Annotated in this window: 28 protein-coding genes and 1 tRNA gene; 4 read left to right on the forward strand and 25 right to left on the reverse strand. The window is 57.5% G+C overall.

The features are described 5' to 3' along the window. Positions 1-42: 42 nt before the first annotated feature. The 5 genes from OKC40_RS03435 to rsgA are packed head-to-tail and all read right to left on the reverse strand — an operon-like array spanning position 43 to position 2,904. Entirely contained in the window at positions 43-444 is a 402-nt protein-coding gene (locus OKC40_RS03435) for a hypothetical protein (protein ID WP_270794082.1), read from the reverse strand. A gap of 2 nt (positions 445-446) precedes the next feature. Then, positions 447-710: a DUF2960 domain-containing protein gene (locus OKC40_RS03440; protein WP_042059978.1), complete on the reverse strand. Its 264-nt coding sequence runs from the start codon at positions 708-710 to the stop codon at positions 447-449. Further along, the gene (locus OKC40_RS03445) at positions 700-972 is read right to left on the reverse strand and encodes a VF530 family protein (protein WP_270794083.1); all 273 of its coding nucleotides are present in this window, start codon (positions 970-972) and stop codon (positions 700-702) included. Before OKC40_RS03445 ends, OKC40_RS03440 begins: the two co-directional genes overlap by 11 nt. Next, positions 969-1,841 carry an archaetidylserine decarboxylase gene (asd, locus tag OKC40_RS03450; protein ID WP_058053575.1) on the reverse strand — a complete coding sequence of 291 codons (873 nt, stop codon included), beginning with the start codon at positions 1,839-1,841 and terminating at the stop codon, positions 969-971. The genes OKC40_RS03445 and asd overlap by 4 nt, the downstream gene beginning before the upstream one ends. Positions 1,842-1,869: 28 nt before the next feature. Continuing rightward, positions 1,870-2,904 (reverse strand): small ribosomal subunit biogenesis GTPase RsgA, encoded by a 1,035-nt coding sequence (gene rsgA / locus OKC40_RS03455; RefSeq protein WP_042059982.1) that lies wholly within the window; start codon positions 2,902-2,904, stop codon positions 1,870-1,872. Between the two features lie 91 nt (positions 2,905-2,995). Here rsgA and orn point away from each other — a divergent pair, with 91 nt between their 5' ends. Together orn and OKC40_RS03465 are read left to right on the forward strand one after the other, a co-directional pair. Beyond that, entirely contained in the window at positions 2,996-3,541 is a 546-nt protein-coding gene (orn, locus tag OKC40_RS03460) for an oligoribonuclease (protein WP_042656672.1), read from the forward strand. Between the two features lie 178 nt (positions 3,542-3,719). Next, positions 3,720-3,795: transfer RNA gene (locus OKC40_RS03465), tRNA-Gly, on the forward strand. 385 nt (positions 3,796-4,180) lie between these two features. On the opposite strand, the gene OKC40_RS03470 is transcribed toward OKC40_RS03465, so the two are convergent. From OKC40_RS03470 to OKC40_RS03480, 3 genes are all read right to left on the reverse strand, one after another. Beyond that, a complete protein-coding gene (locus tag OKC40_RS03470) occupies positions 4,181-4,390 on the reverse strand; it encodes a cold-shock protein (RefSeq protein ID WP_042010507.1) in 210 nt (69 codons plus the stop codon). Positions 4,391-4,663: 273 nt separating this feature from the next. Next, the gene (locus OKC40_RS03475; protein WP_270794084.1) at positions 4,664-5,332 is read right to left on the reverse strand and encodes a LysM-like peptidoglycan-binding domain-containing protein; all 669 of its coding nucleotides are present in this window, start codon (positions 5,330-5,332) and stop codon (positions 4,664-4,666) included. A gap of 99 nt (positions 5,333-5,431) precedes the next feature. Further along, complete coding sequence (locus OKC40_RS03480; RefSeq protein ID WP_270794085.1) at positions 5,432-7,534, reverse strand: methyl-accepting chemotaxis protein; 2,103 nt, start codon at positions 7,532-7,534, stop codon at positions 5,432-5,434. A 274-nt stretch (positions 7,535-7,808) separates the two neighbouring features. Here OKC40_RS03480 and gltX point away from each other — a divergent pair, with 274 nt between their 5' ends. Further along, positions 7,809-9,224, forward strand: coding sequence for a glutamate--tRNA ligase (gene gltX / locus OKC40_RS03485; RefSeq protein ID WP_270794086.1), 1,416 nt, complete (start codon positions 7,809-7,811; stop codon positions 9,222-9,224). 159 nt (positions 9,225-9,383) lie between these two features. On the opposite strand, the gene OKC40_RS03490 is transcribed toward gltX, so the two are convergent. From OKC40_RS03490 to OKC40_RS03570, 17 genes are all read right to left on the reverse strand, one after another. Beyond that, positions 9,384-10,346 (reverse strand): IS1595 family transposase, encoded by a 963-nt coding sequence (locus OKC40_RS03490; RefSeq protein ID WP_270794087.1) that lies wholly within the window; start codon positions 10,344-10,346, stop codon positions 9,384-9,386. 91 nt (positions 10,347-10,437) lie between these two features. Next, on the reverse strand, positions 10,438-11,781 hold the full coding sequence (locus OKC40_RS03495) for an NCS2 family permease (protein ID WP_270794088.1): 1,344 nt from the start codon (positions 11,779-11,781) through the stop codon (positions 10,438-10,440). Between the two features lie 263 nt (positions 11,782-12,044). After that, complete coding sequence (locus OKC40_RS03500) at positions 12,045-12,374, reverse strand: hypothetical protein (protein ID WP_042656677.1); 330 nt, start codon at positions 12,372-12,374, stop codon at positions 12,045-12,047. A gap of 93 nt (positions 12,375-12,467) precedes the next feature. Further along, positions 12,468-14,135 (reverse strand): energy-dependent translational throttle protein EttA, encoded by a 1,668-nt coding sequence (gene ettA, locus OKC40_RS03505; RefSeq protein WP_042059996.1) that lies wholly within the window; start codon positions 14,133-14,135, stop codon positions 12,468-12,470. Between the two features lie 28 nt (positions 14,136-14,163). Further along, positions 14,164-15,471 carry an Arm DNA-binding domain-containing protein gene (locus tag OKC40_RS03510; RefSeq protein WP_270794089.1) on the reverse strand — a complete coding sequence of 436 codons (1,308 nt, stop codon included), beginning with the start codon at positions 15,469-15,471 and terminating at the stop codon, positions 14,164-14,166. Then, positions 15,447-15,656, reverse strand: a complete 210-nt coding sequence (gene xisR, locus OKC40_RS03515) for an excisionase family protein (protein ID WP_215807109.1) — start codon at positions 15,654-15,656, stop codon at positions 15,447-15,449. Before xisR ends, OKC40_RS03510 begins: the two co-directional genes overlap by 25 nt. A 68-nt stretch (positions 15,657-15,724) precedes the next feature. Continuing rightward, positions 15,725-16,252 carry a single-stranded DNA-binding protein gene (gene ssb, locus OKC40_RS03520; protein ID WP_270794091.1) on the reverse strand — a complete coding sequence of 176 codons (528 nt, stop codon included), beginning with the start codon at positions 16,250-16,252 and terminating at the stop codon, positions 15,725-15,727. Continuing rightward, positions 16,252-16,509 carry a hypothetical protein gene (locus OKC40_RS03525; protein ID WP_270794093.1) on the reverse strand — a complete coding sequence of 86 codons (258 nt, stop codon included), beginning with the start codon at positions 16,507-16,509 and terminating at the stop codon, positions 16,252-16,254. The genes ssb and OKC40_RS03525 overlap by 1 nt, the downstream gene beginning before the upstream one ends. A gap of 85 nt (positions 16,510-16,594) precedes the next feature. Continuing rightward, positions 16,595-16,792: a hypothetical protein gene (locus tag OKC40_RS03530; RefSeq protein WP_270794095.1), complete on the reverse strand. Its 198-nt coding sequence runs from the start codon at positions 16,790-16,792 to the stop codon at positions 16,595-16,597. After that, positions 16,782-17,048, reverse strand: a complete 267-nt coding sequence (locus tag OKC40_RS03535) for a hypothetical protein (protein WP_270794096.1) — start codon at positions 17,046-17,048, stop codon at positions 16,782-16,784. Before OKC40_RS03535 ends, OKC40_RS03530 begins: the two co-directional genes overlap by 11 nt. Then, positions 17,041-17,466, reverse strand: a complete 426-nt coding sequence (locus OKC40_RS03540) for a hypothetical protein (protein WP_270794098.1) — start codon at positions 17,464-17,466, stop codon at positions 17,041-17,043. Before OKC40_RS03540 ends, OKC40_RS03535 begins: the two co-directional genes overlap by 8 nt. Beyond that, positions 17,463-18,011: a hypothetical protein gene (locus OKC40_RS03545; RefSeq protein ID WP_270794100.1), complete on the reverse strand. Its 549-nt coding sequence runs from the start codon at positions 18,009-18,011 to the stop codon at positions 17,463-17,465. The genes OKC40_RS03540 and OKC40_RS03545 overlap by 4 nt, the downstream gene beginning before the upstream one ends. Then, positions 17,980-18,264, reverse strand: a complete 285-nt coding sequence (locus tag OKC40_RS03550) for a hypothetical protein (protein WP_270794102.1) — start codon at positions 18,262-18,264, stop codon at positions 17,980-17,982. The genes OKC40_RS03545 and OKC40_RS03550 overlap by 32 nt, the downstream gene beginning before the upstream one ends. Next, positions 18,251-18,418 (reverse strand): hypothetical protein, encoded by a 168-nt coding sequence (locus OKC40_RS03555; protein WP_270794103.1) that lies wholly within the window; start codon positions 18,416-18,418, stop codon positions 18,251-18,253. Before OKC40_RS03555 ends, OKC40_RS03550 begins: the two co-directional genes overlap by 14 nt. After that, the gene (locus OKC40_RS03560; RefSeq protein WP_270794105.1) at positions 18,415-19,539 is read right to left on the reverse strand and encodes a phage N-6-adenine-methyltransferase; all 1,125 of its coding nucleotides are present in this window, start codon (positions 19,537-19,539) and stop codon (positions 18,415-18,417) included. The genes OKC40_RS03555 and OKC40_RS03560 overlap by 4 nt, the downstream gene beginning before the upstream one ends. Beyond that, complete coding sequence (locus OKC40_RS03565; RefSeq protein ID WP_270794107.1) at positions 19,536-20,186, reverse strand: hypothetical protein; 651 nt, start codon at positions 20,184-20,186, stop codon at positions 19,536-19,538. The genes OKC40_RS03560 and OKC40_RS03565 overlap by 4 nt, the downstream gene beginning before the upstream one ends. 35 nt (positions 20,187-20,221) lie before the next feature. Continuing rightward, positions 20,222-20,359, reverse strand: a complete 138-nt coding sequence (locus OKC40_RS03570; protein WP_232307780.1) for a hypothetical protein — start codon at positions 20,357-20,359, stop codon at positions 20,222-20,224. A gap of 1,427 nt (positions 20,360-21,786) precedes the next feature. On the opposite strand from OKC40_RS03570, the gene OKC40_RS03575 reads away from it, so the two are divergent. Beyond that, a complete protein-coding gene (locus OKC40_RS03575; RefSeq protein ID WP_270794111.1) occupies positions 21,787-23,181 on the forward strand; it encodes a DUF4041 domain-containing protein in 1,395 nt (464 codons plus the stop codon). The last annotated feature ends 91 nt before the right edge of the window (positions 23,182-23,272 follow it).

Genomic DNA, 23,272 nt, shown 5'->3' on the forward strand with positions numbered 1-23,272 from the left:
CTGGTATCGCGTCGATACCATGCAGTGCGCTATCGCTCGGGGTTATTCCCCCTGATAGAGCACCTTGTCACCGGACTTGAGTACATAACCCTTCCAGGGGAAGAGGATGTAGTCGCCACCCTGCCAGGACCAGTTGCCTTCCGCACCCTGACGGGTCAGCGCAAGCAGCTCGCCGCTTGGCAGATGCAGTTCGGCCTGCGTCTGGTCAGCGTTGAACAGCACGAAAGCGCTGCTGGTCTGGCTGGTATCGGCCGGGTTCAGTCGTACGCCCTGTTCAAACAGGCGCACGCACTGGTTAGCCAGTGGTGACCACTGGTAACCGGCACTGCCGATACAGCCGTGGCTGTCGCGATCACTGCCTGGCATGGTGCCTGTCATAGGTTGCTCCGGTGCGCTGCAGGCGGCCAATAGCAGAGAGGCGGCCAGCAGAGTCAAGGTTCTCATGATTACTCCTGCTTGTCTTCGAGATGGTCCCGTTCAATGACGATGTTGGAGAATCCCAACTCTTTGAAGTAGTTCTCCTGGTAATCCTTTACGCTTTTCTTGTCACGGCGACAAACCTGAGCCAGCTGAGCCTCCATGGCGTGGAAACTGGAGAGATCCAGCCCTTCGGCAGCGGCGATGGCGTCGTAGATGCTGCGGAACTTGTCGTTCGCATAGCCGATCTCTTTGGCCTGTTTTTTATAGGTATAGGTAATCTTAAAGGCCATCATGCCCTTCCTTCTTCGATTTGGCTTGCTTGCGCTGGACGTAGAGGTAGAGGCTCTCTACCTTCTCCCGAGCCCAGGGGGTCTTGCGCAAGAACTTCAGGCTGGACTTGATGCTGGGATTATCGGTGAAGCAGCGGATATTGATCTGCTGCCCCAGCTCTTCCCAGCCATAGTGTTCGATCAGCGCGGTGACGATCGCTTCCAGGGTCAGCCCGTGCAGCGGGTTGTTTTTCTGCGCCGGGGTCGGCTGTTCTGCGCTCATGCCTGCTCCGCCAGTTTGGCAAAGGGTTGGCCCATGCGGGTGGTCACCCCGTTGGCCAAGTGAGGTTCGAAACCGGCCAGCATGCCCGGGCCAAACAGGCAGACCACGGTGCTGCCCAGCTTGAACAGGCCCATCTCGGCGCCTTTTTGCAGGGTAATGGCCTCGTCGCCGGTGTAGTCCCAGCGCACCACCTTCTTCTCTTTGGTCGGAGCAATGTTGCCGGCCCAGATGGTCTCGATGCTGGCCACGATAGTCGCGCCGACCAGCACCAGCGCCATGGGGCCGTGCGGGGTGCGGAAGGTAGCGACCACCCGCTCGTTGCGGGCAAACAGGTTGGGCACGTTCTCGGCGGTGAGCGGGTTGACGGAGAAGAGATCCCCCGGCACGAACACCATGCTCTCCAGCACGCCGTCCAGCGGCATATGGATGCGGTGGTAATCCTTGGGCGCCAGATAGATGGTGGCAAAGTCGCCATCCTTGAACGGCGCAACCAGATCCTCATAGCCACCCAGCAGCTCGCGGGCGCTGTAGTCGTGGCCCTTGGCCTGAATGATGCGGCCCTGCTGGATGGGGCCGAGCTGGCTGACGGTGCCATCTACCGGCAGTGCCAGAGTCATGGCATCGTCAACCACCGGGCGGATGCCGGGCTTGAGCTCACGGGTGAAGAAGGCGTTGAAGCTCTTGTAGTGGGCCGGACTCTCATGCAGCGCCTCGCTCATGTCGACCTGATACTGCTTGATAAAGGCTTCGATCACTTTGGTGGTGAGGTTGCCCGCTTCGGCCGCGGCAAACTTGCCGATCAGACGGGAGAGGGCGTGCTTGGGCAGACAGTATTGACCGGCAATTTTCAGGTTGTCAGTAATGCTCATGTTCATCATCAACGTAGGTTTATTAGGGTCACAGGCGCGCCTGTTGGCGACCGTGACGGGCTTCCTGCATGGTTTCCAGGATGCGGTGATAGTTGTGGAAGCGATCGGCGCTGATGGCGCCACTGTCGACTGCCGCCCGCAGGGCACAGCCGGGATCGTCCTTGTGGGTGCAGTCGCGGAACTTGCAGCCACCCAGATAGTCGCGGAACTCGATAAAGCACCAGGTGATGCGATCGGCTTCCAGATGCCAGAGGGCGAACTCGCGGATCCCGGGGGAGTCGATCAGATCGCCGCCGCTCGGGAAGTGGTAGAGTCGCGCTGTGGTGGTGGTGTGCGTGCCGAGTCCCGAGTTTTCGGAGATCTCGCCGGTCAGCACATCCAGACCCGGCATCAGGGCGTTGGTCAGGGATGACTTGCCCACCCCTGACTGGCCGACGAAGATGCTGATCTTGCCTTCGAACTGGGCCTTGAGCTCGTCGAGCCCTTCGCCGCTCTCGCAGCTCACCAGGATCACCTTGTAGCCAAGCTTGCGATAGGGTTCGAGCTGGCGCTCGATGCGCTTGCGCGCCGCGTCATCCAGCATATCGACCTTGTTCAGCACGATGAGCGGCTGGATCTCCACATCCTCGGCGGCAACCAGATAGCGGTCGACGATGTTGGTGGAGAACTCGGGCATCACCGCCGAGACGATGATGATCTGGTCGATATTGGCGGCGATGGGTTTGACCCCGTCGTAGAAGTCCGGCCGGGTCAGTACCGAGTGGCGCGGATGCACCGCCTCGATGACGCCCGCTGTCGCGGCATTGAGGCCGGGACGCCACACCACCTTGTCGCCGCACACCAGACTGCTGATGCTGCTGCGACGCAGGTTGCTGCGGTGGATGGTGCCATCGACCGCTTCCACGTCTGCGTGCTGACCAAAACGGCTGATCACCACCCCTTCGATGGCCGGGCCAAACAGGGTGTCATCCACCACAGTGGAGTGATCTTTTTGCAGCCGCCGTTCGCGGTTGGCCTGGACGCGCCTTTGTTGACCCAGATTGAGTTTTGCTTTCTTTGCCACTCGATTCGCCAGTTTATGAACAGATCCAAAGCCAGTATGATACATGCAAATTGGCAAAATTCCGCCATTCCTCCCAATAGAGAGAGCAATCATGACAGTCAGCGCGCAGAACTTGGTATGGATCGACATGGAGATGACGGGTCTGGACCCCGAACAGAACGTGGTACTGGAGATCGCCACCATCGTCACCGACAAGGATCTGAACGTACTGGCCGAAGGGCCGGTCATCGCCATTCATCAGAGTGATGAAGAGCTTGCCAAGATGGACGACTGGAACGTCAACACCCACACCAAGAGCGGTCTGGTGGCCCGGGTCAAGGCGAGCCAGCACGACGAGGCGAAAGCCATTGCCGAGACCCTCGACTTTATCCGCCAGTGGGTGCCGGAGCGCACCAGCCCGCTGTGTGGCAACAGCATCGGTCAGGATCGCCGCTTCATGGTCAAGCACATGGCCGAACTGGAAGCCTTCTTCCACTATCGCAACGTCGATGTCAGCACCATCAAGGAGCTGGTCCGTCGCTGGCAGCCGGAATTGCTGGATCAGTTCACCAAGAGCGGCACCCATCAGGCGCTGGATGACATCCGCGAATCGATCGCCGAACTGCGCTTCTATCGCAGCCACGTCTTCAAGATCTGAGTCACTGGCAAGGAGTTGCCCCGGTTTGGTTGCTAAAATCGACAGTTCGGCCAGCTTTTGAGCGAACGCGCGCAACCAGACAAAAAAGCCCTTGCAATTGGAATGTCTGCTCTTATAATTCGGCTCCCGTACAGTAGCGCAAGCAACCAAATGCTGTACGGCATGTTTTAAGGTAGTTGCGGGAATAGCTCAGTTGGTAGAGCACGACCTTGCCAAGGTCGGGGTCGCGAGTTCGAGTCTCGTTTCCCGCTCCAATCTCTCTTCGAATTCAATCTCTTTTCCCCCCAAGCTCAAGAATCCAGTTTCTCCATACAATCACGGCCACATTCAGTTGGTAGAGCATGATCCGTGCTTGCCAAGGCTGGGGTTGCGAGTTCGAGTCTCGTTTCCCGCTCAAAATCTCTCTCCTCGAAGTACACCAATCCATATTCGAAATTGCCCATCACATCGCGCTGCGATGCTTTGTCGTATCTGGCGTTTACTCCGCGCGTCTCTGCCTTCTTCTGTCAACAGGAAGGGCATGCGAGGGGCTTACTCTGTGGGCTGAGCGAGACAAGCGGTGGTGACCGGAGAGGGTAAATTTCGGGCAAAAAAAGAGGAGGGGCCTTGGCTCCTCCTGCATGATTCACTGGCGCGGGCTTAGACCAGAGTAACGTTCTCAGCCTGGGGGCCTTTTTGGCCCTGGGTCACAGTGAACTGGACTTTTTGACCTTCAGCCAGGGTTTTGAAACCGGTGCTCTGGATGGAGGAGAAGTGAACGAAAACGTCCGGACCCTGAGATTGCTCAATAAAGCCAAAACCCTTGGTTTCGTTGAACCATTTTACCTGGCCGGTGCGAATGTCAGACATGTGCTAAATCCTATCAATAACAAAATGAAACTAAGCCCGTGCTGGGCTGCATTTGCCTTGCAAGCAGGGGTTGGCTCATGACTGACCACGTCTATTTGTCCCAGTAGCACGTAGAACAATCCCTGTCTAAAGCACAAACGATTGTACGTTAGCGCCGATCCTTGTCAATTTGACCCCTTTCGTTTTTTGAACAAGCTAAAAATATTGTGAAGTCAGTAGCTTATTTGAAGAGATTTGACCGAAAAAAACGGGAGGCCAGCGCCTCCCGTGTTGTTATTCCTTGAGGGCGAACCCTTCACCCTGCCGGTCGTAGCGGTAGACCGCCTGACCGTAGGAGCGGATCTCCACCCGCTGGATGCGGCGGGTGTCGTCCACCAGAATAAAGACCGAGCGACCCGATTGCAGGCGGGTCAGGGGGCGATCCGGCCCCTCGATGGCGATCAGGCGGCTCAGCTCGGCACCCGGCAACTCGAATTTGCGCCAGATGGAGTAGAGGGTCTCACCAGCCTGCACATCGTGTTGCAGCCAGGTGCCGTTGACCTTCTCTTCGACCGGTTTGGCTGCCGCAGGCGCACTGCCTGTCGCGCCGTTACCGACGGTGAGGGCCTGAGCAGGCACGGCCAGCGGCACTTCCAGCGAGCCGGAAGGGGCGGCTTTGGGGGCGGACGGTGCCGGCTCCCAGGCCAACACCAGCAGCCAGAGCGGGACCAGGATCAGCAGACCTATGGTGTTTTTGCGGGGCAGCGGGCTGGACAGCTTGAATTTGCCTGCTTTGGCATCCTGGCGGCGTTGGCCAAGGTTGCTCATCCCTTGGCCAAAACGTTGGCGCAGGGACAGGGTCGCGGCATTGATGCGATGGAGCAGGGATCCTTGTGATTCGTCTTGGCGACGCTGCTGGGCTCGTCTGTTATGGCCTCGTGGGCGACGGTCCGGGGTGGGCACGGCATTTACCTCTCACTACATTGCCTGCCATCAGGCAAATTCGTTGCCTATGGTAAACGGACTCGCCCCCGAGGGGGAGAGTCCTGATGCGGAAAATTATCAGCTGAGACGAAATTGACCCAATAATTGCTGCAATTTGTCGGCCGCCTGACGCAATGCCTGACTGGCTTTGGCCGTTTCGGTCGCATCCTGAGCAATGTCGTTGGCCAGTGCGTTGGTTTTTGACAGGTTGCCGGAGACTGTCTCGGAAACCGAGCTCTGCTCCTCGGCGGCGGAGGCGATCTGATAGGTCATGTCGTTGATGGTCGAGATGGCCTTGTAGATGCTGCCTAGCGCCTCTTCCGCCAGATCCGCTTCGCTCACCGCCTGATGGGTCAGTTGCTGGCTCTGGGTGATGGCGTTGACCGCATTGCTGGAACTCTGGCGGATCTTCTCGATCAACTCCTGAGTGTTCTGCACCGCTTGCTGGGTATTGCCCGCCAGTTTGCGCACCTCGTCGGCGACCACCGCAAAGCCGCGTCCCTGTTCGCCTGCCCGTGCCGCCTCGATGGCGGCGTTGAGGGCGAGCAGGTTGGTCTGATCGGCAATCCCCTGAATGACGGTGAGAATGCTGGTGATCTGGGCGCTGTCGTGAGCCAGCCCTTCGACCACTTCGGCCCCTTTACCGGCTTCTGCCGCCACCTTGTGCATCGACTGGATCACCTGCTGGAAGCGCTCCTTGCCCTGATCCGCCGCGCCTTGCGCCTGTTTGGCCGAGTCGGCGGTGTTGTTGGCGTGGGTTGCGACCTCCTGACTGACATAGGACATCTCCTGTACCGCGGTCAGCATCTGCTCCATCTCCGCCTGATGATGTTGCAGGTTGGTGTCGGTCTGACCGGCGATGCGATCGGTGTCGCAGGCGTGGCGGTTCACCTCGCTGGCCGTTTTCAGCACATCCCCGAGCAGCCCTTGCAGCTTGTCGATAAAGCGGTTGATCCCCTTGGCAAGATCCCCCAGCTCATCCACCGAGCGGGTCGCGAGGCGCTTGGTGAGATCCCCCTCGCCATCGGCGATGTCATCCACCAGGCTGACCATCTGACGGATAGGGCCGGTGATGCTGCGGGCAATCACCAGCATGGTCGCCAGCGCCAGCACCAGCACAATAAAGGCTCCGACCAGCTGTTGGGTCACGGCGGCCCGGTTCATCTCGTTGAGTTGGCTCTCCAGCTGATCGGCCCCGGCCAGCACCACCTTGTAGGGCAGGGTGACGATGATGGCCCAGTTGCGGCTCATCCCCGGCACCATGATGGGGACTGAAATACGGAATGATTCGTCCAGCTCCTGACGCTGCACTTCCGGTTTCAGGTACTGCTGCCACTGATTGCCGAGCAATTTGTCGGCGCGGCTGCCAAGCAGGCTGGCATCACCGCTGGTGCCGGTAATGACGCCAGCAGCGCTGACGATCAGGGTTTCTCCCTGGCCATCATAAATGTTGCTGTTGAGGCTCTTGGCCTGACGGCTGATGGAGTCCACCGCCAGATCCAGCGCAGCGACCCCCTTGAACTGACCGTCCACGAGAATGGGGGTGGTGATAGTGCTGACTAGCACCTGCTGGCCGTTGATGTCTACCTTGAAGGGATCGATCAGGCAGGAGCGACCTTCCCGTTTCGGGCAGGCGTAGTAGTCGTTGGCGGGATTGCCGAATTCGTCCGGGTCGGTTTTTTCGATGGAGAGCAGCAGATCGGTGCCAATTTGATCCTTGTCGCGATAGAAGTAGGGCACGAAGCGCCCCTTGTCGTCACTGCCCAGCGCCGTCTGGCCGGCGAAGCTGGCATCCTGACCGTCGAAACCGTTGGGCTCGAAGCCAGCGAAGGCGCCATAGAGTTGCGGCTCCAGCGCCAGTTGCGCCTTGAGCAGGTCGGTCGCCTGCTGGCGATCCAGCGGCAGTTTGCCTTGCTGTTGCAGGGCGAGGGCGCTCGCCATCTGCTGGGTGTAGGAGAGCCCCTTTTGCAGCAACTGGGTGATGGTGGCCGCCTCGGCGCGGGCGTTGGCGCTGACCTTCTGCCATGCCTCCTGCTGCAGCGCTTCACGGCTGGAGCTGATGGTCAGTTGTTGGGTTTGTTGGCCGGAGTATTGGTTGAGCAGGATCAGGATGACCAGGGCTGCGGTCATGGCGATCCCGGCCATCACTAGAATGCGATTCTGGATAGAACGGAACTGCATCGTCTCTTCCTTGTGCGTGAGAAGTGTGGTGAGCGTTATCTGAGTATCGACCGGAGGAGGCAGCTCTCCAGCATTGTGCATAGCAAATCGGAAACAGGGCTTCTGTTTTGCGATCCTCTTCAAATATCGGGCTACAGATGAAAATGGTGACAGATTTAATCCCCTACTTTAGCCCGCAATGGCGTCATGGTTTTCCCATCCGCGATGGTCGGTGCTAAAATGCGACGGTTTTTTCTAACGAATTGGCCCAAGGCCCTCTACACAAGGCTTAAAGATGAAAGTCAAAACCCGTTTTGCTCCCAGCCCGACCGGCTTTTTGCATGTCGGCGGTGCCCGTACCGCGCTCTATTCCTGGTTGTTTGCAAAGAACCAGGGCGGTGAGTTCGTGCTGCGTATTGAGGATACCGACCTGGAACGTTCCACTCAGGAGGCGATCGACGCCATCATTGAGGGCATGGAATGGCTGGAGCTGAACTGGGATGAGGGCCCCTACTACCAGACCAAGCGCTTCGATCGCTACAACGGCATCATCGACGAGATGCTGGCCGATGGCCGCGCCTACAAGTGCTACTGCTCCAAGGAGCGTCTGGAAGCGCTGCGCGAAGGCCAGATGGCCAACGGCGAGAAGCCCCGTTATGACGGCAAGTGCCGCGATCACGCCCACGATCACCCGGCCGATGCGCCGCACGTGATTCGTTTCCGCAACCCGACCGAAGGTTCCGTGGTGTTCGATGACCACGTTCGTGGCCGCATCGAGTTCGCCAACACCGAGCTCGACGATCTGATCATTCGCCGTACCGATGGCGCGCCGACCTACAACTTCTGCGTGGTGGTCGATGACTGGGATATGGAGATCACCCACGTGGTGCGTGGCGAAGACCACATCAACAACACCCCGCGCCAGATCAACATCTACAAGGCGCTGAACGCGCCGGTACCGGAGTTTGCCCACGTTTCCATGATCCTGGGTGACGACGGCGCCAAGCTCTCCAAGCGCCACGGTGCAGTCTCCGTGATGCAGTACCGCGATGACGGCTACCTGCCGGAAGCGCTGCTGAACTATCTGGTGCGTCTGGGCTGGTCCCACGGCGATCAGGAGATCTTCACTCTTGATGAGATGATCAAGCTGTTCAGCCTGGATGCCATCTCCAAGTCTGCTTCTGCCTTCAACACCGACAAGCTGCTGTGGCTGAACAACCACTACATGCGCAGCCTGGATCCGGTCTATGTGGCCAAGCATCTGGCCTGGCACATGGAAAACCAGCAGATCGACACCAGCAAGGGCCCGTCGCTGCCAGAGGTTGTGACCCTGCTGGCCGAGCGCTGCAACACCCTGGTCGAGATGGCCGCTCAGAGCCGCTATCTGTTCGAAGAGTACGAAGCGATCGACGAAGCGGCAGCCAAGAAGCATCTGCGCGGCGTCGCTGCCGAGCCGTTGACCCTGGCCAAGGCCAAACTGGCTGCACTGGATAGCTGGACCACCGAAGCGTTGCACGAGCTGATTGAAGCCACTGCTGCCGAGCTGGGTCAGGGCATGGGCAAGGTCGGCATGCCGCTGCGCGTGGCCGTGACCGGTCTCGGTCAGTCTCCCGGTATCGACGCCGTGATGGCGCTGGTGGGTAAAGAGCGCGTACTGGCTCGTATCGACCGCGCACTGGCTTACATCGAAGCCCGCATGGCTGCCGAGTAAGTTCTGCCAAGGTGGCAGGCGAGGGAATAACCCAACTCTGCCACATGCTGAATAGAAAAAATCCGAAACCACTGGTTTCGGATTTTTTTATGGCCAGCGCACAGGCCGAGAATATTTTGGGATAAAAAAATGCCAGTCAGCTGACTGGTATTTTTATGGCTATGTCCCAATTACGTGCTGCATGGGGTGCCCCAGCGCCTCATGCAAACACGCTTTGATATTTACGCCCCTCCCGTAACGATCCAGCATCCTGCGCCAACCCAAATAATTCATCAGGTAGTGCGTCGCCACACCATGGAACCGCTCCATCCACTCTTTCAACCGATGGTGATACCCGTTCACGTGCTGGATGTGATACGCACCGACCACCCGTTCGCCCTGGCGATTGCGCACTACCTGATGGGTAACGCCCTGCGCTTGGCTAAAACTGGCATACACACCCGCACCATCGCTACACAGCACCGCATCCGGTGACACCAGCGGCGTCAAGACCGCGATGACCGCCTCGGCATTTATCTTCTCCAGCTGAAAATCCGCATGGTGGCCTGCCCTGTCTTGCACCACCATCACAGGGATGTAATCCGACCTGGTTCCACGAGTTCGACCTTTACCACCGCGATGACGTGCCGGACGCGGCAGCCCCCGTTGCCCCTTGAACGATTCAAGGAAGAAGGTCTCGTCTACCTCAACGATGCCCTCTTCCTGTGTGGCTTGATGGCCTGCCATGGCACGCAAGAAGCGGTGACGCCAGAGGAAGGCGGTGTTTTTGCTGACCCCACAGCGCCGCGCTGCCTGGCGGACGGTCAGCCCTTCGATGAGGGCTTGCGCGTAGTCTTCCCAGCACTGTGCTTTACGCAACCGGGCCAGAGGCGTCTTGGTGAGGATGGAGCTGGTGCGCAGACATTGTTTGCAACGGTAGCGGCGCAGTCCCCGACTCCATCCCCAAGGCGCCAGCTGGGTAACATCGGCCTGACAATGTGGGCAGCCACTGCATGCCGGTAACTGAGTATTGAGTGAGGTAATGGTGTGGGGTGCAGTGAGTTCCTGCTGAGCAACACGGCGCTGGCGCAGGGTTAACTGGGGAAAGAGGGACAACAGGTGTTGAAAGGCTGGGGTATCCATGATGGTAGACCTCAAGGTGATGGCCTACGTCAAGATTAGCCTTTCAACACGTAATTGGGACATAGCCATTTTTATTGGGGCAGAGTGCCCCTTAGTGGCTGTCGACCCAGACGAACTTGAGCACAAACAGCAGGGCGACCACCAGCACGCAGGGGTTGATCTCGCGCCAGCGGCCGGTGCCTGCTTTCATCACGCAGTAGGAGATAAAGCCGACGGCGATCCCCTCGGTGATGGAGAAGCTGAACGGCATCATCACCGCGGTCATGAAGGCCGGTACCGCTTCGGTCAGATCTTCCCACTTGACCCGGGTCAGCTCGGAGCACATCAGTACGCCCACATAGATAAGAGCGCCAGCAGCGGCATAGGCTGGCACCATGGCGGCAACCGGGGAGAAGAAGATGGCCAGCAGGAACAGGATGCCCGCGATGATGGCGGTCAGACCGGTGCGGCCGCCGACGGCGACGCCGGAGCTGCTCTCGATAAAGGCGGTGACCGAGGAGGTGCCCATGAAAGCGCCGCCGACGGAGCTGACGCTATCGACCATCAGCGCTTGCTTCATGCGCGGGAAGTGGCCGCGATCATCGGCCAGCTTGGCGCGGTTGGTGACGCCAATCAGGGTGCCGGAGGAGTCGAACAGGTTGACCAGCATAAAGGAGAAGATGATCCCGGCCAGGCTGATGTCGAGCGAACCCATCAGATCCAGCTGACCGAATACCGGTTCGATGCTGGGGGGCATGGAGACAAAGCCCTTGAAGGTGACATCACCAAACAGCCAGCCGAGGGTGGTGGTGACCACGATGGCGATCAGCACGGCGGAGTGAACGCCACGGGCAGAGAAGATGCAGATCAGGAAGAAACCGAGCAGACCCAGCAGGCAGGGCAGGGAGGTGAGGTTGCCCACGGTCACCATGGTGGCGGGGCTGGCGACCACGATACCGGCGTTGTGCAGGCCGAGCAGGGCGATCAGCAGACCGATACCGGCGGTGATGCCAACCCGCAGGGTGAGCGGGATGTTGCCGATCAGCCAATAACGCACCCGCAGCAGGGTGAGGATCAACAGACCCATGGCGCCCCAGAAGATGGTGCCCATGCCCACTTGCCAAGAGTAGCCTATACCCGCGACCACCACGAAGGCGAAGAAGGCGTTGAGGCCCATGGCGGGAGCCAGCGCGATCGGCAGGTTGGCCAACAGGCCCATCAGGATGCTGCCGATACCGGCGATCAGGCAGGTGGTGACGAACACGGCCTGGGTGTCCATGCCCGCCGCAGAGAGGATCTGCGGGTTGACGAACACGATGTAGACCATGGTCAGGAAGGTGGTGATGCCGGCGATCACTTCGGTGCGGGCGGTAGTGCCATGGCCTTGCAGGGCAAACAGGCGCTCAAGCAATCCTTGCCCGGCGGCCTGATTGGCAGCTTGGTGTTGTTGATTCATGTTGGATTCCAATAGGTGACGTGAAATAAGCAGCAGGGGAACGGGCTATCCCATCCATGCGGGGTAAATTGCCCTGTTTCTGGCGGTTAAGTAACCAGACTCGTCCTGATACCGTGACAGCGCGCACATTTTTACACAGGCGGCGCCGTTTACAAACCCTGGATCTGCGAAGCAGATCAATGAATAGTGCAAAAATTCAAACGTTTGCTTTTTGAGCATGAAAAAAGGTTCTCAGCAGAGAACCTTTTATCGGAAAAGGGGGCTTAAAGGGTCTTGAAGTAGCGCTCGACCAGTTGGGCCAGCACGGAGTCGAGTCGGTCTTGAACCTCACCCAGCTCGCGGCCGAAGCGGCGCAGAAAGAGACTGGCCTGCTCTTCGGTCAGCTTGCGCCCCTCGATAAAGAACTCCTGCTCCGGCAGCTGCTTGTCGTAGCGGGGGATCAGCACCCAGCTCACGAGATCAGGGTAGATAGCGGCGAAGATCTTGGCGGCAGCGGCACAGAAGGTCTCTATGTGCGCCTTGCCATCCGGTCCGAGGCAACCCGGTTCAACCCGGATCTGGATGGTGAGTTTTTTCTCTATGGGGGTCGTCATCGTGCTACATCCATGCAAAGGCATCCGTCTTGGATTGTAAGCTAAAAGGAAATAGAAAGGGGAGCCGAAGCTCCCCTCAACACGCAGTCAGCCTTATTTGGTGATGCGCTTGTACTTGGCGCGATGGGGCTGGATCGCCTCGGCGCCGTAGGTCTTCTTCTTCCACTCTTCGTATTCGGTAAAGTTACCTTCGAAGAACTCGATCTTGCCCTCGTCCTGATAATCCAGGATGTGAGTGGCGATACGGTCTAGGAACCAGCGGTCGTGGGAGATGACCATGGCACAACCCGGGAACTCCAGCAGGGCGTTCTCGAGGGCGCGCAGGGTTTCGATATCCAGATCGTTGGTCGGTTCATCCAGCAGCAGCACGTTGCCGCCGGTCTGCAGCAGCTTGGCCAGGTGCAGACGACCACGTTCACCACCTGAGAGTTCGCCAACCCGCTTCTGCTGGTCGGAACCCTTGAAGTTGAAGCGGCCGATATAGGCACGGCTCGGGAACTCGTAGTTGCCGATGCGCAGGATATCCTGACCGTCAGCGACCTCTTCGAAGACCGTCTTCTTGTCATCCATGCTGTCGCGGAACTGATCGACAGAAGCCAGCACTACTGTGTCACCCAGGGTGATGGCGCCGGAATCCGGCTGCTCCTGACCCGACATCATGCGGAACAGGGTCGACTTACCGGCACCGTTCGGACCGATGATGCCGACGATGGCCCCCTTCGGAATGGCAAACGACAGATCGTCGATCAGCACCCGATCACCGTAGGATTTGCGCAGGTTGGCCACTTCCACCACCTTGTCGCCGAGGCGCGGTCCGGGCGGAATGAACAGCTCGTTGGTCTCGTTGCGCTTCTGGTAGTCGTTGGTGTTGAGCTCTTCGAAGCGAGCCATACGGGCCTTGGACTTGGCCTGACGGCCTTTCGGGTTTTGACGAACCCACTCCAGCTCTTTCTCGATGGACTTGCGACGGGCCGCTTCGGAACTTGCTTCCTGCGCCAGACGGGCATCCTTCTGCTCCAGCCAGGAGGAGTAGTTGCCTTCCCACGGGATACCTTCGCCGCGGTCCAGCTCCAGGATCCAGCCAGCCACGTTGTCGAGGAAGTAGCGGTCGTGGGTGATGGCGACCACAGTGCCTTCGTAGTCGTGCAGGAAGCGCTCCAGCCAGGCCACGGATTCCGCATCCAGGTGGTTGGTCGGTTCGTCCAGCAGCAGCATGTCCGGCTTTTCCAGCAGCAGACGGCACAGTGCCACACGGCGACGCTCACCACCTGAGAGGTGTTTGATCTGGGCATCCCAGGCTGGCAGGCGCAGGGCATCGGCCGCACGCTCCAGCTGGTTTTCCATGTTGTGGCCACCCTGAGCCTGAATGATGGCTTCCAGCTCGCCCTGTTCGCGGGCCAGTTTGTCAAAGTCGGCATCCGGGTCGGCGTAGGCCGCATAGACTTCGTCGAGACGGGCCATGGCGCGCTTCACCTCGCCAACGGCCTCTTCGACCGCTTCGCGTACGGTCTGCTCCGGATCCAGCTTCGGCTCCTGGGGCAGGTAGCCGATCTTGATGCCGGGTTGCGGGCGGGCTTCCCCTTCAATATCGGTATCGATGCCCGCCATGATGCGCAGCAGGGTCGATTTACCGGCGCCGTTCAAACCCAAAACGCCGATCTTGGCGCCCGGGAAGAAGCTCAAGGAGATGTTCTTGAGAATATGACGCTTGGGCGGCACGACCTTGCCGACCCGGTTCATGGTGTAAATAAATTGAGCCATTGGCTAATTCTCTTTAATTTACAGGTTGTTATCGTGATGCAATAAATTCTTGGGGCCGTATTGGGGCCAAATCAGAAAAGCTGGCCCCAAGTCTGCCCCAAACCCTGTCCGCTTCGTCGCGGTCTTGCTCGGGGATCCATTTGCCATAGACTGTTCGCACCATGGTGCTGTCCTCATGCCCCAGGTATGACGCCACCCACTCCGGGTTGGCGCCCGCGGTCAGCATCCAGCAAGCAAATGTATGGCGCATATGGTATTGGGTTCGGCGGCGAATGCCAGCCCTCTTTATCAACCTGTCCCATTTGTCGCCCAAAGTGAATGCCGTGTAGCAGATACTGAGCCCAGGGGTCTTGCTGGTAACATCAGGGCTGAACACGAACGTGACCTTCTCATCTACCTGCCGGCGGTCTCGCAGCGTCTTTTTGATGTAGTGGGTCTGGCGCATGGCTGTCATTGGCCGCAATCGGCGGAGAGCTTCTATTGCCGGTGGCAGGAGTACGATGGTGCGCTCATGGCCTGTTTTCGGTACCTTGAAGTTGCGGGCTTGGGTTATGTTGCGGCGGATCTGCAATTCCCCGCGCTCAAGGTCAACATCCTCCCAGGCCAGCGAGCAGAGCTCACCTGTCCGCATGCCTGTCCAGCAAGCCAGCTGAATCCACATTGCGTCCATATCGTGCCTTGCCGCCTCTTGCAGGCGCCGGAACTCCTCTTGATCAAACGGGTCTGGTTTGTCCCGGATCACCTCTACCTTGGTGAGAACCGATGAGAGGTCTTGGTGGGTGTAGCCATTCTGCTTTGCAAAGTTGAACAGCCCGGCCGCTACCATCATGTAGTAGTTGACCGATCTTGGGGCCAGAGGCTTGTTTGTTCTTCCCCGCGGCTCAGTCATCAGGAAGCGGCGCCATTGCTGCAGGTCTTCAGTTCGGAAGGTGCTGACGATTCTGGTGTGGTCAAGGTCTGAAGCCATCATCCCAAGAATGGAGCGATATCGCCCCCTAGCGTTGTCGCCGATGTCCACATCCTTAATCTTCAGGTAGTGCTCAACCAGGTCGCCAAGCGAGATGTCCCTGCTGGCTGTGGTGCCGGCGAAACGGTGGGCATTCTTGCTGTCCGGGAAGTGCTTGGCATAGTCGAAAACGCCGATGGCGATTTCGTGCAAGATGGCCTCCCGCTTTCGGGAGGCATGCTTGATATTGGCTTTGGTGGCCGGCATGTTGAGCGTTTCCCGGCAACGCTTGCCGTGAAAGCGGAAGTCAATGCGCAAGCTCTTGCCGTGAAGCTCGACGCCTGGGGTGATCGCAATGATGTCGGTCAGTTCTTGGTTCCGGTCAGCCAATCCTCATATCTCCGCCAGTGATAGACATACTTCCCATCCGGGGCCATTTTATAGTGAACCCCCTCGATTAGCTGGCCCTTCTTCCGCTTCTCGCTGATAGCCTTCTCAGTGTACCCGAACATCTCCCCCAAAACCCTAGGCAGAACCCAGTTGGGGCGCTCCATCACTATGACCTTCTGGTGCATGTGTCTCTCCTTTACGCCTCACGGCGAGAATGGCGGCCACCGCTAGCCGCCGGTTGTTCTGTTGTACCTCAGATGCAGTTCATCAGAGCCGGATGCCCAGCGAATCTAAAGAACGGGATGTCGTCGTCAAACTGGGGTGGCGGCTCGTTGTAGTTCTGGTTGTGCTGGGCTGGTTGCTGGGCTGGTCGTCCATATCCTCCCTGTGGCTGCGAGGCTGGCGCCTGCTGCTGACCGGTACCCTGCGGCTTGCCGCCCAGCATCTGCATCACGCCGGTGAAGCTATCGACAAGCACCTCGGTGGTGTAGCGCTCCTGTCCGCTCTGGTCCTGCCATTTGCGGGTCTGCAGTTTGCCTTCCACATAGACCTGGGAGCCTTTCTTCAGGTGCTTACCTGCCACTTCAGCCAGAATGCCCATGAACACTACGCGGTGCCACTCGGTGCGCTCTTTCTGCTCCCCTGTCTGCTTGTCACGCCACGTTTCAGAGGTGGCTAGGGTGATGTTGGTGACGGCGCCTCCGCTCGGCATGTAGCGTACTTCCGGATCCTGACCGAGATTGCCGATCAGGATGACTTTGTTGATACCGCGGCTGGCCATCAGCGAGCCTCCAGAGTCTGATGGAGTTGCTGGAACTTCTCATTTACTTGGCGCCACTGTGGATCATTGGCGCTCTTGAGGCAGCGAATGCGGCGGGCCATGGCGAACTTGGCCTTGCTCAGCATGTTGGCGCTGGCGGCGTGGTGCTGGGCCTTCTTGTAGGAGAGTGCGGCATCGGCAAAAGAGCCGGCTTGCTCTTGCTGGATGGCCTGTGCCATATCATCGCGGTAATTGCGTTGGTGGAGTTTGGTACTCATCGTGTCCTCCCGGACAGTTGTTATCTTTTATATCGCGGCCAGGGTGGCCAGAATCAGTGTTGCGCTGGCCAGAATTGCCAGCCCTTCAATTTGTGCCCGCTTCAATCTCCTGATACTCCAGCTCGTTGAAGTTGAGATACTGGGCAGGGGCCTTATCAATGGCCGCCAGCCGGATCTGTTGATGGGTCATCGGGTGATGCGACTCGATGGTGCCGGTCAGGCGATCCGGCGCAGAGCCCAGTTCGGTCGCGGCGCTCAGGGTGTAGCTGTACTTATGCATCATCGCGATCTCGCTTGAACTCAACAAACATTTGATCGTCGTCATCAACATCAACTTCAACTACATACGTTGGAGTTATTTCCCCCTCGCCTATCTCATCAAATGCAGGATGCTCAGCGGTGAACACCGCCTCGTCTTTGAACACGTTGTGCTCGATGTGCAACACGACCATGTCTTTCTGAATAGCCCGCATCAGCTCATAATTTCCCGGTCTGATGTTGTGCCCGCTCACTGCAAACTTTCCGATTCGATTACCCATTAACAACCCCTTGCTTCTCTTGTGTGGCAATTTCCCAGCTGTACCCGCCGTGCTTCTCTTGCTGGCCGGCAAGGCAGCGGGTGATACCAACTCGGACAAAACCGCCCTTGGTCTCGGCGTCGGTGACGCTGTCGAACCGGACTACCAGATCCCCGCAAGTTCCTATCACCGGGGTCTTGCGCCACTGCGGCGGCTTCACCACGTCAACATAGAGGCGGCGAGTGTGGCGGCCACGGCCGTTATCTCCGACCAGACAGAAGTGTTCAACCCGGGTAGTGAAGCGGGACTCTCTGTGGATCTGCCCCATCACAATGCTGGCCTCGCTGACAGTGAGGGAGAATTCGGCGGCCACCTCGGCACTGATGGCCCCTACTTCTCTGCCGTGAATCCACTCGGCTATGTCCTGCACGATGCTCATGCTGCACCGCCTTGACTCGAATCGCTGACACCTCCGTGAGCGGCGATGATTGCTGTCGCCTGGTTTACCGTGAGGCCGCTGGCTATGAGCCCGTCAGGGCCATGGATTGAAACGAGCTCATCCCGCCAGTCGCCTGACATCATTCGCCATGCCACATGTTTGGAGCATGAGGCCTCTGTTACCGTGTCATGTTCATGATTTGCTGCTTTAACTAAGCGCAAGGTGGATGCTTGCCGCAGGTCGATCTGTGCGTTGTCAACCTGATCGCCCAGCGCGTCGCACTCTTTTGCAGTTGGGCGCACTATGTCGCAGACGGTTTCGAAGACCGGCGTTGCTGTCAGATAGATTTTTTTGGCGGCAACCATCAGCTCAGCTCTGTTTGGCCAGTTTGGATCTGTTGCGGCTGATCTCATTTCCATGCCTCCCAACAGGGCGGTGCCATGCCAACCAAGTAGTGCAATCAGGCGTTTCAGCTGTACCGGATCGTCACTGGCCAATACCTCTGCTATATGTTCAGGGCTCATCATCATTTTCCATCTCTTCATAAAATGGGGTGCTCTCGAGCGCGGAAAGTGTTGCATCAGCTTGGCTGATCGCTAATGCAGCCACATCTTTCGCCGTCATTTCATTCCGAGCACGATTTACCATCAGAGCTGAAGTGAAGTGCATCGCCATCATTTCGCGTTTTGACATCCCAGTAGCTTCCTGACACCAAAGGATTGCGTCATCAAGACCCATCCTAATGGGTTCACCATCGCTACCGCGCACGGGCATGGCTGGCATATCAGCGTTTTTCACAGTGGATCTCCTCGTGGTCAATGCCATACTGGCGGGCAAGTTGGCGGAGTTCGATCTCCGCCCGTTTCTGCTGGCGGCGCTTGAGCGCTTCGGTCGCAGCGCGGTCTTTCTTCAGGCCTTTGCTGCAGATCAGCTTCTGGCTGTTGGTGGTCATGCTGCCTCCCCGTTGTCGAGAGCGATCTGGAGCTGCTCTTCTTCAGGGTTCAACAGATGCTTTGCCATCTGAATGGCGTGGCTGAGCGTGTTTTCGCTGTCAGCCCCTGATTCCTGCAAGCCCTTTATGTATCCGGCCAGCAGGCGGGTGTTTGCTGGCGTGAGTAGGTCAGCCTCATCAATCTGGTAAATCACGGATTTGATTGCAGGGTGCTGCTGCCAATCATTCAGTGGCTCAATGTTTTGAACATCATTACCGCCGGCGATCCGCTCAATCTGATCAAGGCAAATTGGGCGGCTGTCCTCAAACTCCAACAAAGCCAGCTCTTGAGCAGCTGCCTCATTGGTCTGGTCATCGGTTGCCACCGGCGGCTCCCACTCCGCCGGCGTTGCAACGGCATGCAGGTCTTGCAGCATGGCTGGCTCTGCATTGACTGACTTAGCAATCGCTTGGCTGGCCTCTTCGTTGAGCGCAACAGCCTGGCGGTGGATCATGTCGAGGATGATCTGGCCTGTGGTGATCAGGTCGTCACGGCGCAGGCGGGCTTCTGGGCGGCGCTCGCCCTGCCAGCTGGCATCGAAGATCACCACGGCGGAGGCGAAACCGCTGGAGCTTGGTTTGTCCTTCTTCGGATCACGCGGGACGTACCAGCTCGGCACCTCAAATCCGATGCGGCCGCTGATGAACTGGATAAAGTCGGCATCCTCCGGCCACCATGTTTCGCTGGTAGCAGCCTTGATGAGCAGCATGATTTTGGCGCCCTGCGCCCGCTGCTCACGGCAGAAGTTGAGGATTGGCTCCATCCCGGTGATGTGGTTTCCTTCACCATCGACGCATGGGCGGGAGTAGGGCGGGTTACCGTAGGCTGCACCACCCAGGCGGCGCAGGTCGGATGCCAGCTCCTGAGTGAGGGCATTGTCAGCCGCATCGTAGTAGTTAGGCACCAAGGCGTTGCAGTCATCGGCGAACATGTCGAGCACCACAGGCCCCAGGGTGGGTGCGAAGTGGTGGAACAGGCCCCATGCCAGCGCCTTGGGGGTCTGCCACTGGTCGCCGATCTGCTTGAGTTCGTGGTCAGGCTGGAGCTGGAGCTCTGCCAGTGCTTTGGCGTAGTGGTTCATTCCTCATCATCCTCTTCGCGACTTCTTCCAGTAACCTCGTAAGCAAAATCAGACCACTTGGCACGGTCCAGCTCAGACATCTCGATCCAGCGGCCTGCGCATTCTTTATCCACGATGTTTCCATCCATGAATGTCAGCGTTCCGCAGTTGCTTCCGATATCCTCGTCAGCGTATTTGGCGATGATGTTGATGCCAGGGTGCTGTTTTGATAGCTCCTCCAGTAATTTCACCGGGCATGCCCACGCTGTATCAAACTGAACAAACCCATCATCTAGACAGATCTTCTGCGAATAGGCATTCCACTTGGTTCCCCACTTCTCTCTGGCAAAGTCCATCGTGTGGAAGAAGCCGTGCTGGCGCTTATTGCGTAGCATTTGGACGAACTGCTCAAACCCTTCATCATCCATTTCGAGCACATTCACATCACTGCGGTTCTGGCGCTCAAGACTTGCGATAAGTGGGTTTTCACTCAGCGGAGCCTTGGTGATTACCTCTGCGGCTTGTTCTGCATCAAGACGTATTCCGTTCCATTCGAATTTGCCTTGAAATCCGACCACGCTATTGAAGTCGACTTTCCCTTCGCCATTGATGAGCGACTCAAGTACATGGCGCGGGGCTTGGATGATGTTGGTGACATGGTTTGGCATGGTATTTCCTCACTCGTTGCGACCCGTACCACGGATCAGGGCTTGGCCTGCTTGGCCGATTCCGCCTTTTTCGCGATCCTTGCTACTGCGCGGGCCGCCTTGAGGCACTCATCGAACACCTTCCCTTTGGCAAAGCTGGGTGTCCGGTCGAAATAGCGCTTGGCTTCAGCCACGCCCAGCGAGATCGCATGGGGGGGGGAATTGCTCTTTCTCCAGCGTTGCCTTGATGTGCTTGGCAATGAACTCGCTTGGGTGCATGGCTGCCTCCGCTATCTCTGAAATTGGTCTCATCAGCTACTCATCGCTGACTTATCACACAAGCGACAGGCAAAAGGAGGCCGTGACCCGCTGTTGGGCCGCTATCGCTTGTGGGATAATGGCCCCGTTTCCGGGGCCAGGAGAGAACATGTTGGGCTGGTTTGGCAGGGCCTGGAGCCCTGTGCCATCGTGGGCGGTGGAGCTGCCCTTGATGGCGCCGCCATGGAGGTGACGGTTGGTGTTGCTTGTTGGTCAGCTGCCAGCCCGAGCAGCCAGATCAACATCAGGAGTAGTAACCACATGCGTTGCACCTGTGGTGAGGCTGAGTGTTGGCGCTTCACAGCGACTCAGCCGTTCTTGTTGTCGGCACCGGTGCGCCCTCACGGGCAGACCTACCATTTCGAAACTGTCGCCTCTCGGCGAGGGCCTTGGTGGCGCTTCACAGCGGGACCAGGCGACCGCGTAACGCGGTTGTTCGCTCACCTTCCAGCAAGCTCGGTTCGGATAAACACGCTGCGCGTATTGCTACGAACTAGGCTGGATCATGGTTGCAGCGCCGCCTCGTTGGTCTGCATCATTCCGGTTACCTGATCCGGCGACCGCTAGCGTCCAGTTAAAGGCTGTAGCCCGGCCGGTTTGTTGTAGTGGCCGGAGCTGATCCCGGCATGTGCTCGCTAGGTGTAAACCACATAGCCCGTTACGTTTGCACTCGTTTGGTCGCGAACCGGTGGGTACTCAACTTTGCCACCCGATTGGCGCATCAGCCTGCGCATTCACCACAACTGTGGATTGCACTGATCTTGCTTTCAGTCCGGGCGGTTCGACCGATCCAGTCTTGCCATGCTTGCTGGCCTTCCTGTCGCTGCCTTAAGTCCGATGCCGGTGTCCTATCAATACAATCCCGGTTGTGTCCCGGCCTTTCACCGGGTGGGTGGCTGGGGGAGTCAGACCCGCCACTCGCTTTGTTCGCCTTAACTTCGCTGTATTTCCAGCTGCCAGCCGGTCACTGATTTTGTTTTCCGGTCACCCTTGTCGGCACGCATTACACCTTTCAAGGGGAGAGCGGGGAGGTGAATCAGCCCGGTTGCCGGTGTTATATCCCCAAGCGGTCTGTTGCCACCGCTGCCAGTGTTGTGCTGGCCCTCCGGCTGGGGTCGTCTTTCGCACTTGTTTTTAACTGGTGTGTGTTTACGAGAAATACAGTAACCAACGGTGTGCGTTTCGTCAATCAGTGGTGTGTATTTTTTTTATGGTGTTTTTTAGCAGCAAGCGAAGAGGTTAGAATGAGACCTTGAAACGAGATGCTTGAATCCGGTTTAACAACAACTACTTGGGGTGGGTTATGGAAGTGTTCATTGGGCTGCTGGTTTTCTTCGGCCCCTATGTCTTGGCATTTGTCTTGTACCGAAGGAAGCGATTACTTGAAGCAAAGTTGAGGGATGCGGACTCTGCACTGGTGAAGATGGCAGTGCGAAATGCCGAGATGGAGGCGAAGCTGCAGCCAATTGAAGATGCAGAGCGGTACACCAGAATGCTGGTTATTAATGCTGAAGATAAAGTTGCTGAGCTCATGGCTGAGCTGGAGAAAAGCAGCCTTGAAATAAATGAAAAAATATCTAAAGACAAAGAGTTATCTGCGTTTTTAGAGCGCACTGTTCAAGCAATGAAAAATTCAATTGAAGGTTACAGTGATGAGTACATCATTCCGAACCATAGTGTTTTGGATGATCTTGCTGAGTCGTATAGTCACAAGCAAGCCGGTGAACAACTAAAGATTGCGCGTAAAAATGTTAGGCACCTGATCCAGAGCAACCAGGCTGGTAACTGCGATTACAGCAGCTCATATCGCCGCCAATTTGCTATCCATTTTGTTGTCGATGCTTTCAATGGGAAGGTTGATTCTGCTCTTAGCAGGGTCAAGTCCGACAACTATGGGAAGATAAAACAAGAGATCATTGACGCCTTTACTTTGGTGAACCATAACGGCATGTCATTTCGCGGCGCTCGAATTGAACAGGCCTATCTCGATGCTCGCCTTGAAGAGTTGAAATGGGCTGTCGCGACATATGAACTTCAGCAACAAGAGCGTGAGGAACAGCGCCAGATCCGTGAGCAGATGCGAGAGGAGGAACGGGCCCAGCGTGAGATGGAGAAAGCCATCAAAGAAGCTGAGAAAGAAGAGCGAATGTTACAAAAAGCCTTGGATAAGGCTCGTCAAGAACTGGCTGGTGCAAATGATGAGCAGCGCCAGCTGTTTGAGGCGCAACTAGCTGAGCTTGAAGCGAAACTTCAAGAGGCAGAGGCAAGAGGGCAGCGAGCGATCTCAATGGCTCAGCAGACTCGCAGAGGGCATGTCTATGTCATAAGTAACATTGGCAGCTTCGGTGAGAATGTCTTCAAGGTTGGCATGACCAGGCGCTTAGAGCCACTCGATCGTGTTAAGGAGCTGAGTGATGCTTCGGTACCATTCGACTTTGATGTTCATGCGATGATCTACAGTGATGACGCTCCATCCTTGGAGAAAGATTTGCACCGAGTATTCGACGAAAACTCTGTCAACAAAGTGAATCCACGAAAAGAGTTTTTCCGCCTACCGCTGGCCGATATTAAGAAGGCGATCGAAGGCCATGGTTTGAGTGACATTCACTGGACAATGAAAGCAGAGGCTACTGAGTATCGCGAGTCACTCAGCTTGCTAAAAAAGGAACAGACAGTCAGAGAACTTGTTGAAGCATAAAGCGCAAATTAAGGGAGCCTGTAAATAATTCTGTGTAACTGCCCACGCCATTACAGGTGACCGTTCAGGCGATCACCGAACTCGATAATAA

The sequence above is a fragment of the Aeromonas sp. QDB11 genome (assembly GCF_027705265.1).
In the GTDB taxonomy this organism is placed as follows: domain Bacteria; phylum Pseudomonadota; class Gammaproteobacteria; order Enterobacterales; family Aeromonadaceae; genus Aeromonas; species Aeromonas allosaccharophila.

Excerpts from the sequence above, each read along its gene's own strand:
- OKC40_RS03545 (WP_270794100.1), bottom strand. The coding sequence starts at position 18,011 with ATGAAGAGATGGAAAATGATGATGAGCCCTGAACATATAGCAGAGGTA.
- OKC40_RS03480 (WP_270794085.1), bottom strand. The coding sequence starts at position 7,534 with ATGCAGTTCCGTTCTATCCAGAATCGCATTCTAGTGATGGCCGGGATC.
- OKC40_RS03435 (WP_270794082.1), bottom strand. The coding sequence starts at position 444 with ATGAGAACCTTGACTCTGCTGGCCGCCTCTCTGCTATTGGCCGCCTGC.
- OKC40_RS03500 (WP_042656677.1), bottom strand. The coding sequence starts at position 12,374 with ATGACGACCCCCATAGAGAAAAAACTCACCATCCAGATCCGGGTTGAA.
- OKC40_RS03560 (WP_270794105.1), bottom strand. The coding sequence starts at position 19,539 with ATGAACCACTACGCCAAAGCACTGGCAGAGCTCCAGCTCCAGCCTGAC.
- OKC40_RS03445 (WP_270794083.1), bottom strand. The coding sequence starts at position 972 with ATGAGCGCAGAACAGCCGACCCCGGCGCAGAAAAACAACCCGCTGCAC.
- gltX (WP_270794086.1), top strand. The coding sequence starts at position 7,809 with ATGAAAGTCAAAACCCGTTTTGCTCCCAGCCCGACCGGCTTTTTGCAT.
- OKC40_RS03540 (WP_270794098.1), bottom strand. The coding sequence starts at position 17,466 with ATGAGCATCGTGCAGGACATAGCCGAGTGGATTCACGGCAGAGAAGTA.
- OKC40_RS03535 (WP_270794096.1), bottom strand. The coding sequence starts at position 17,048 with ATGGGTAATCGAATCGGAAAGTTTGCAGTGAGCGGGCACAACATCAGA.
- OKC40_RS03525 (WP_270794093.1), bottom strand. The coding sequence starts at position 16,509 with ATGAGTACCAAACTCCACCAACGCAATTACCGCGATGATATGGCACAG.
- ettA (WP_042059996.1), bottom strand. The coding sequence starts at position 14,135 with ATGGCTCAATTTATTTACACCATGAACCGGGTCGGCAAGGTCGTGCCG.
- OKC40_RS03575 (WP_270794111.1), top strand. The coding sequence starts at position 21,787 with ATGGAAGTGTTCATTGGGCTGCTGGTTTTCTTCGGCCCCTATGTCTTG.
- OKC40_RS03555 (WP_270794103.1), bottom strand. The coding sequence starts at position 18,418 with ATGACCACCAACAGCCAGAAGCTGATCTGCAGCAAAGGCCTGAAGAAA.
- OKC40_RS03530 (WP_270794095.1), bottom strand. The coding sequence starts at position 16,792 with ATGATGCATAAGTACAGCTACACCCTGAGCGCCGCGACCGAACTGGGC.
- OKC40_RS03470 (WP_042010507.1), bottom strand. The coding sequence starts at position 4,390 with ATGTCTGACATTCGCACCGGCCAGGTAAAATGGTTCAACGAAACCAAG.
- OKC40_RS03495 (WP_270794088.1), bottom strand. The coding sequence starts at position 11,781 with ATGAATCAACAACACCAAGCTGCCAATCAGGCCGCCGGGCAAGGATTG.
- orn (WP_042656672.1), top strand. The coding sequence starts at position 2,996 with ATGACAGTCAGCGCGCAGAACTTGGTATGGATCGACATGGAGATGACG.
- OKC40_RS03565 (WP_270794107.1), bottom strand. The coding sequence starts at position 20,186 with ATGCCAAACCATGTCACCAACATCATCCAAGCCCCGCGCCATGTACTT.
- xisR (WP_215807109.1), bottom strand. The coding sequence starts at position 15,656 with ATGCACCAGAAGGTCATAGTGATGGAGCGCCCCAACTGGGTTCTGCCT.
- asd (WP_058053575.1), bottom strand. The coding sequence starts at position 1,841 with ATGAGCATTACTGACAACCTGAAAATTGCCGGTCAATACTGTCTGCCC.
- OKC40_RS03490 (WP_270794087.1), bottom strand. The coding sequence starts at position 10,346 with ATGGATACCCCAGCCTTTCAACACCTGTTGTCCCTCTTTCCCCAGTTA.
- ssb (WP_270794091.1), bottom strand. The coding sequence starts at position 16,252 with ATGGCCAGCCGCGGTATCAACAAAGTCATCCTGATCGGCAATCTCGGT.
- OKC40_RS03440 (WP_042059978.1), bottom strand. The coding sequence starts at position 710 with ATGGCCTTTAAGATTACCTATACCTATAAAAAACAGGCCAAAGAGATC.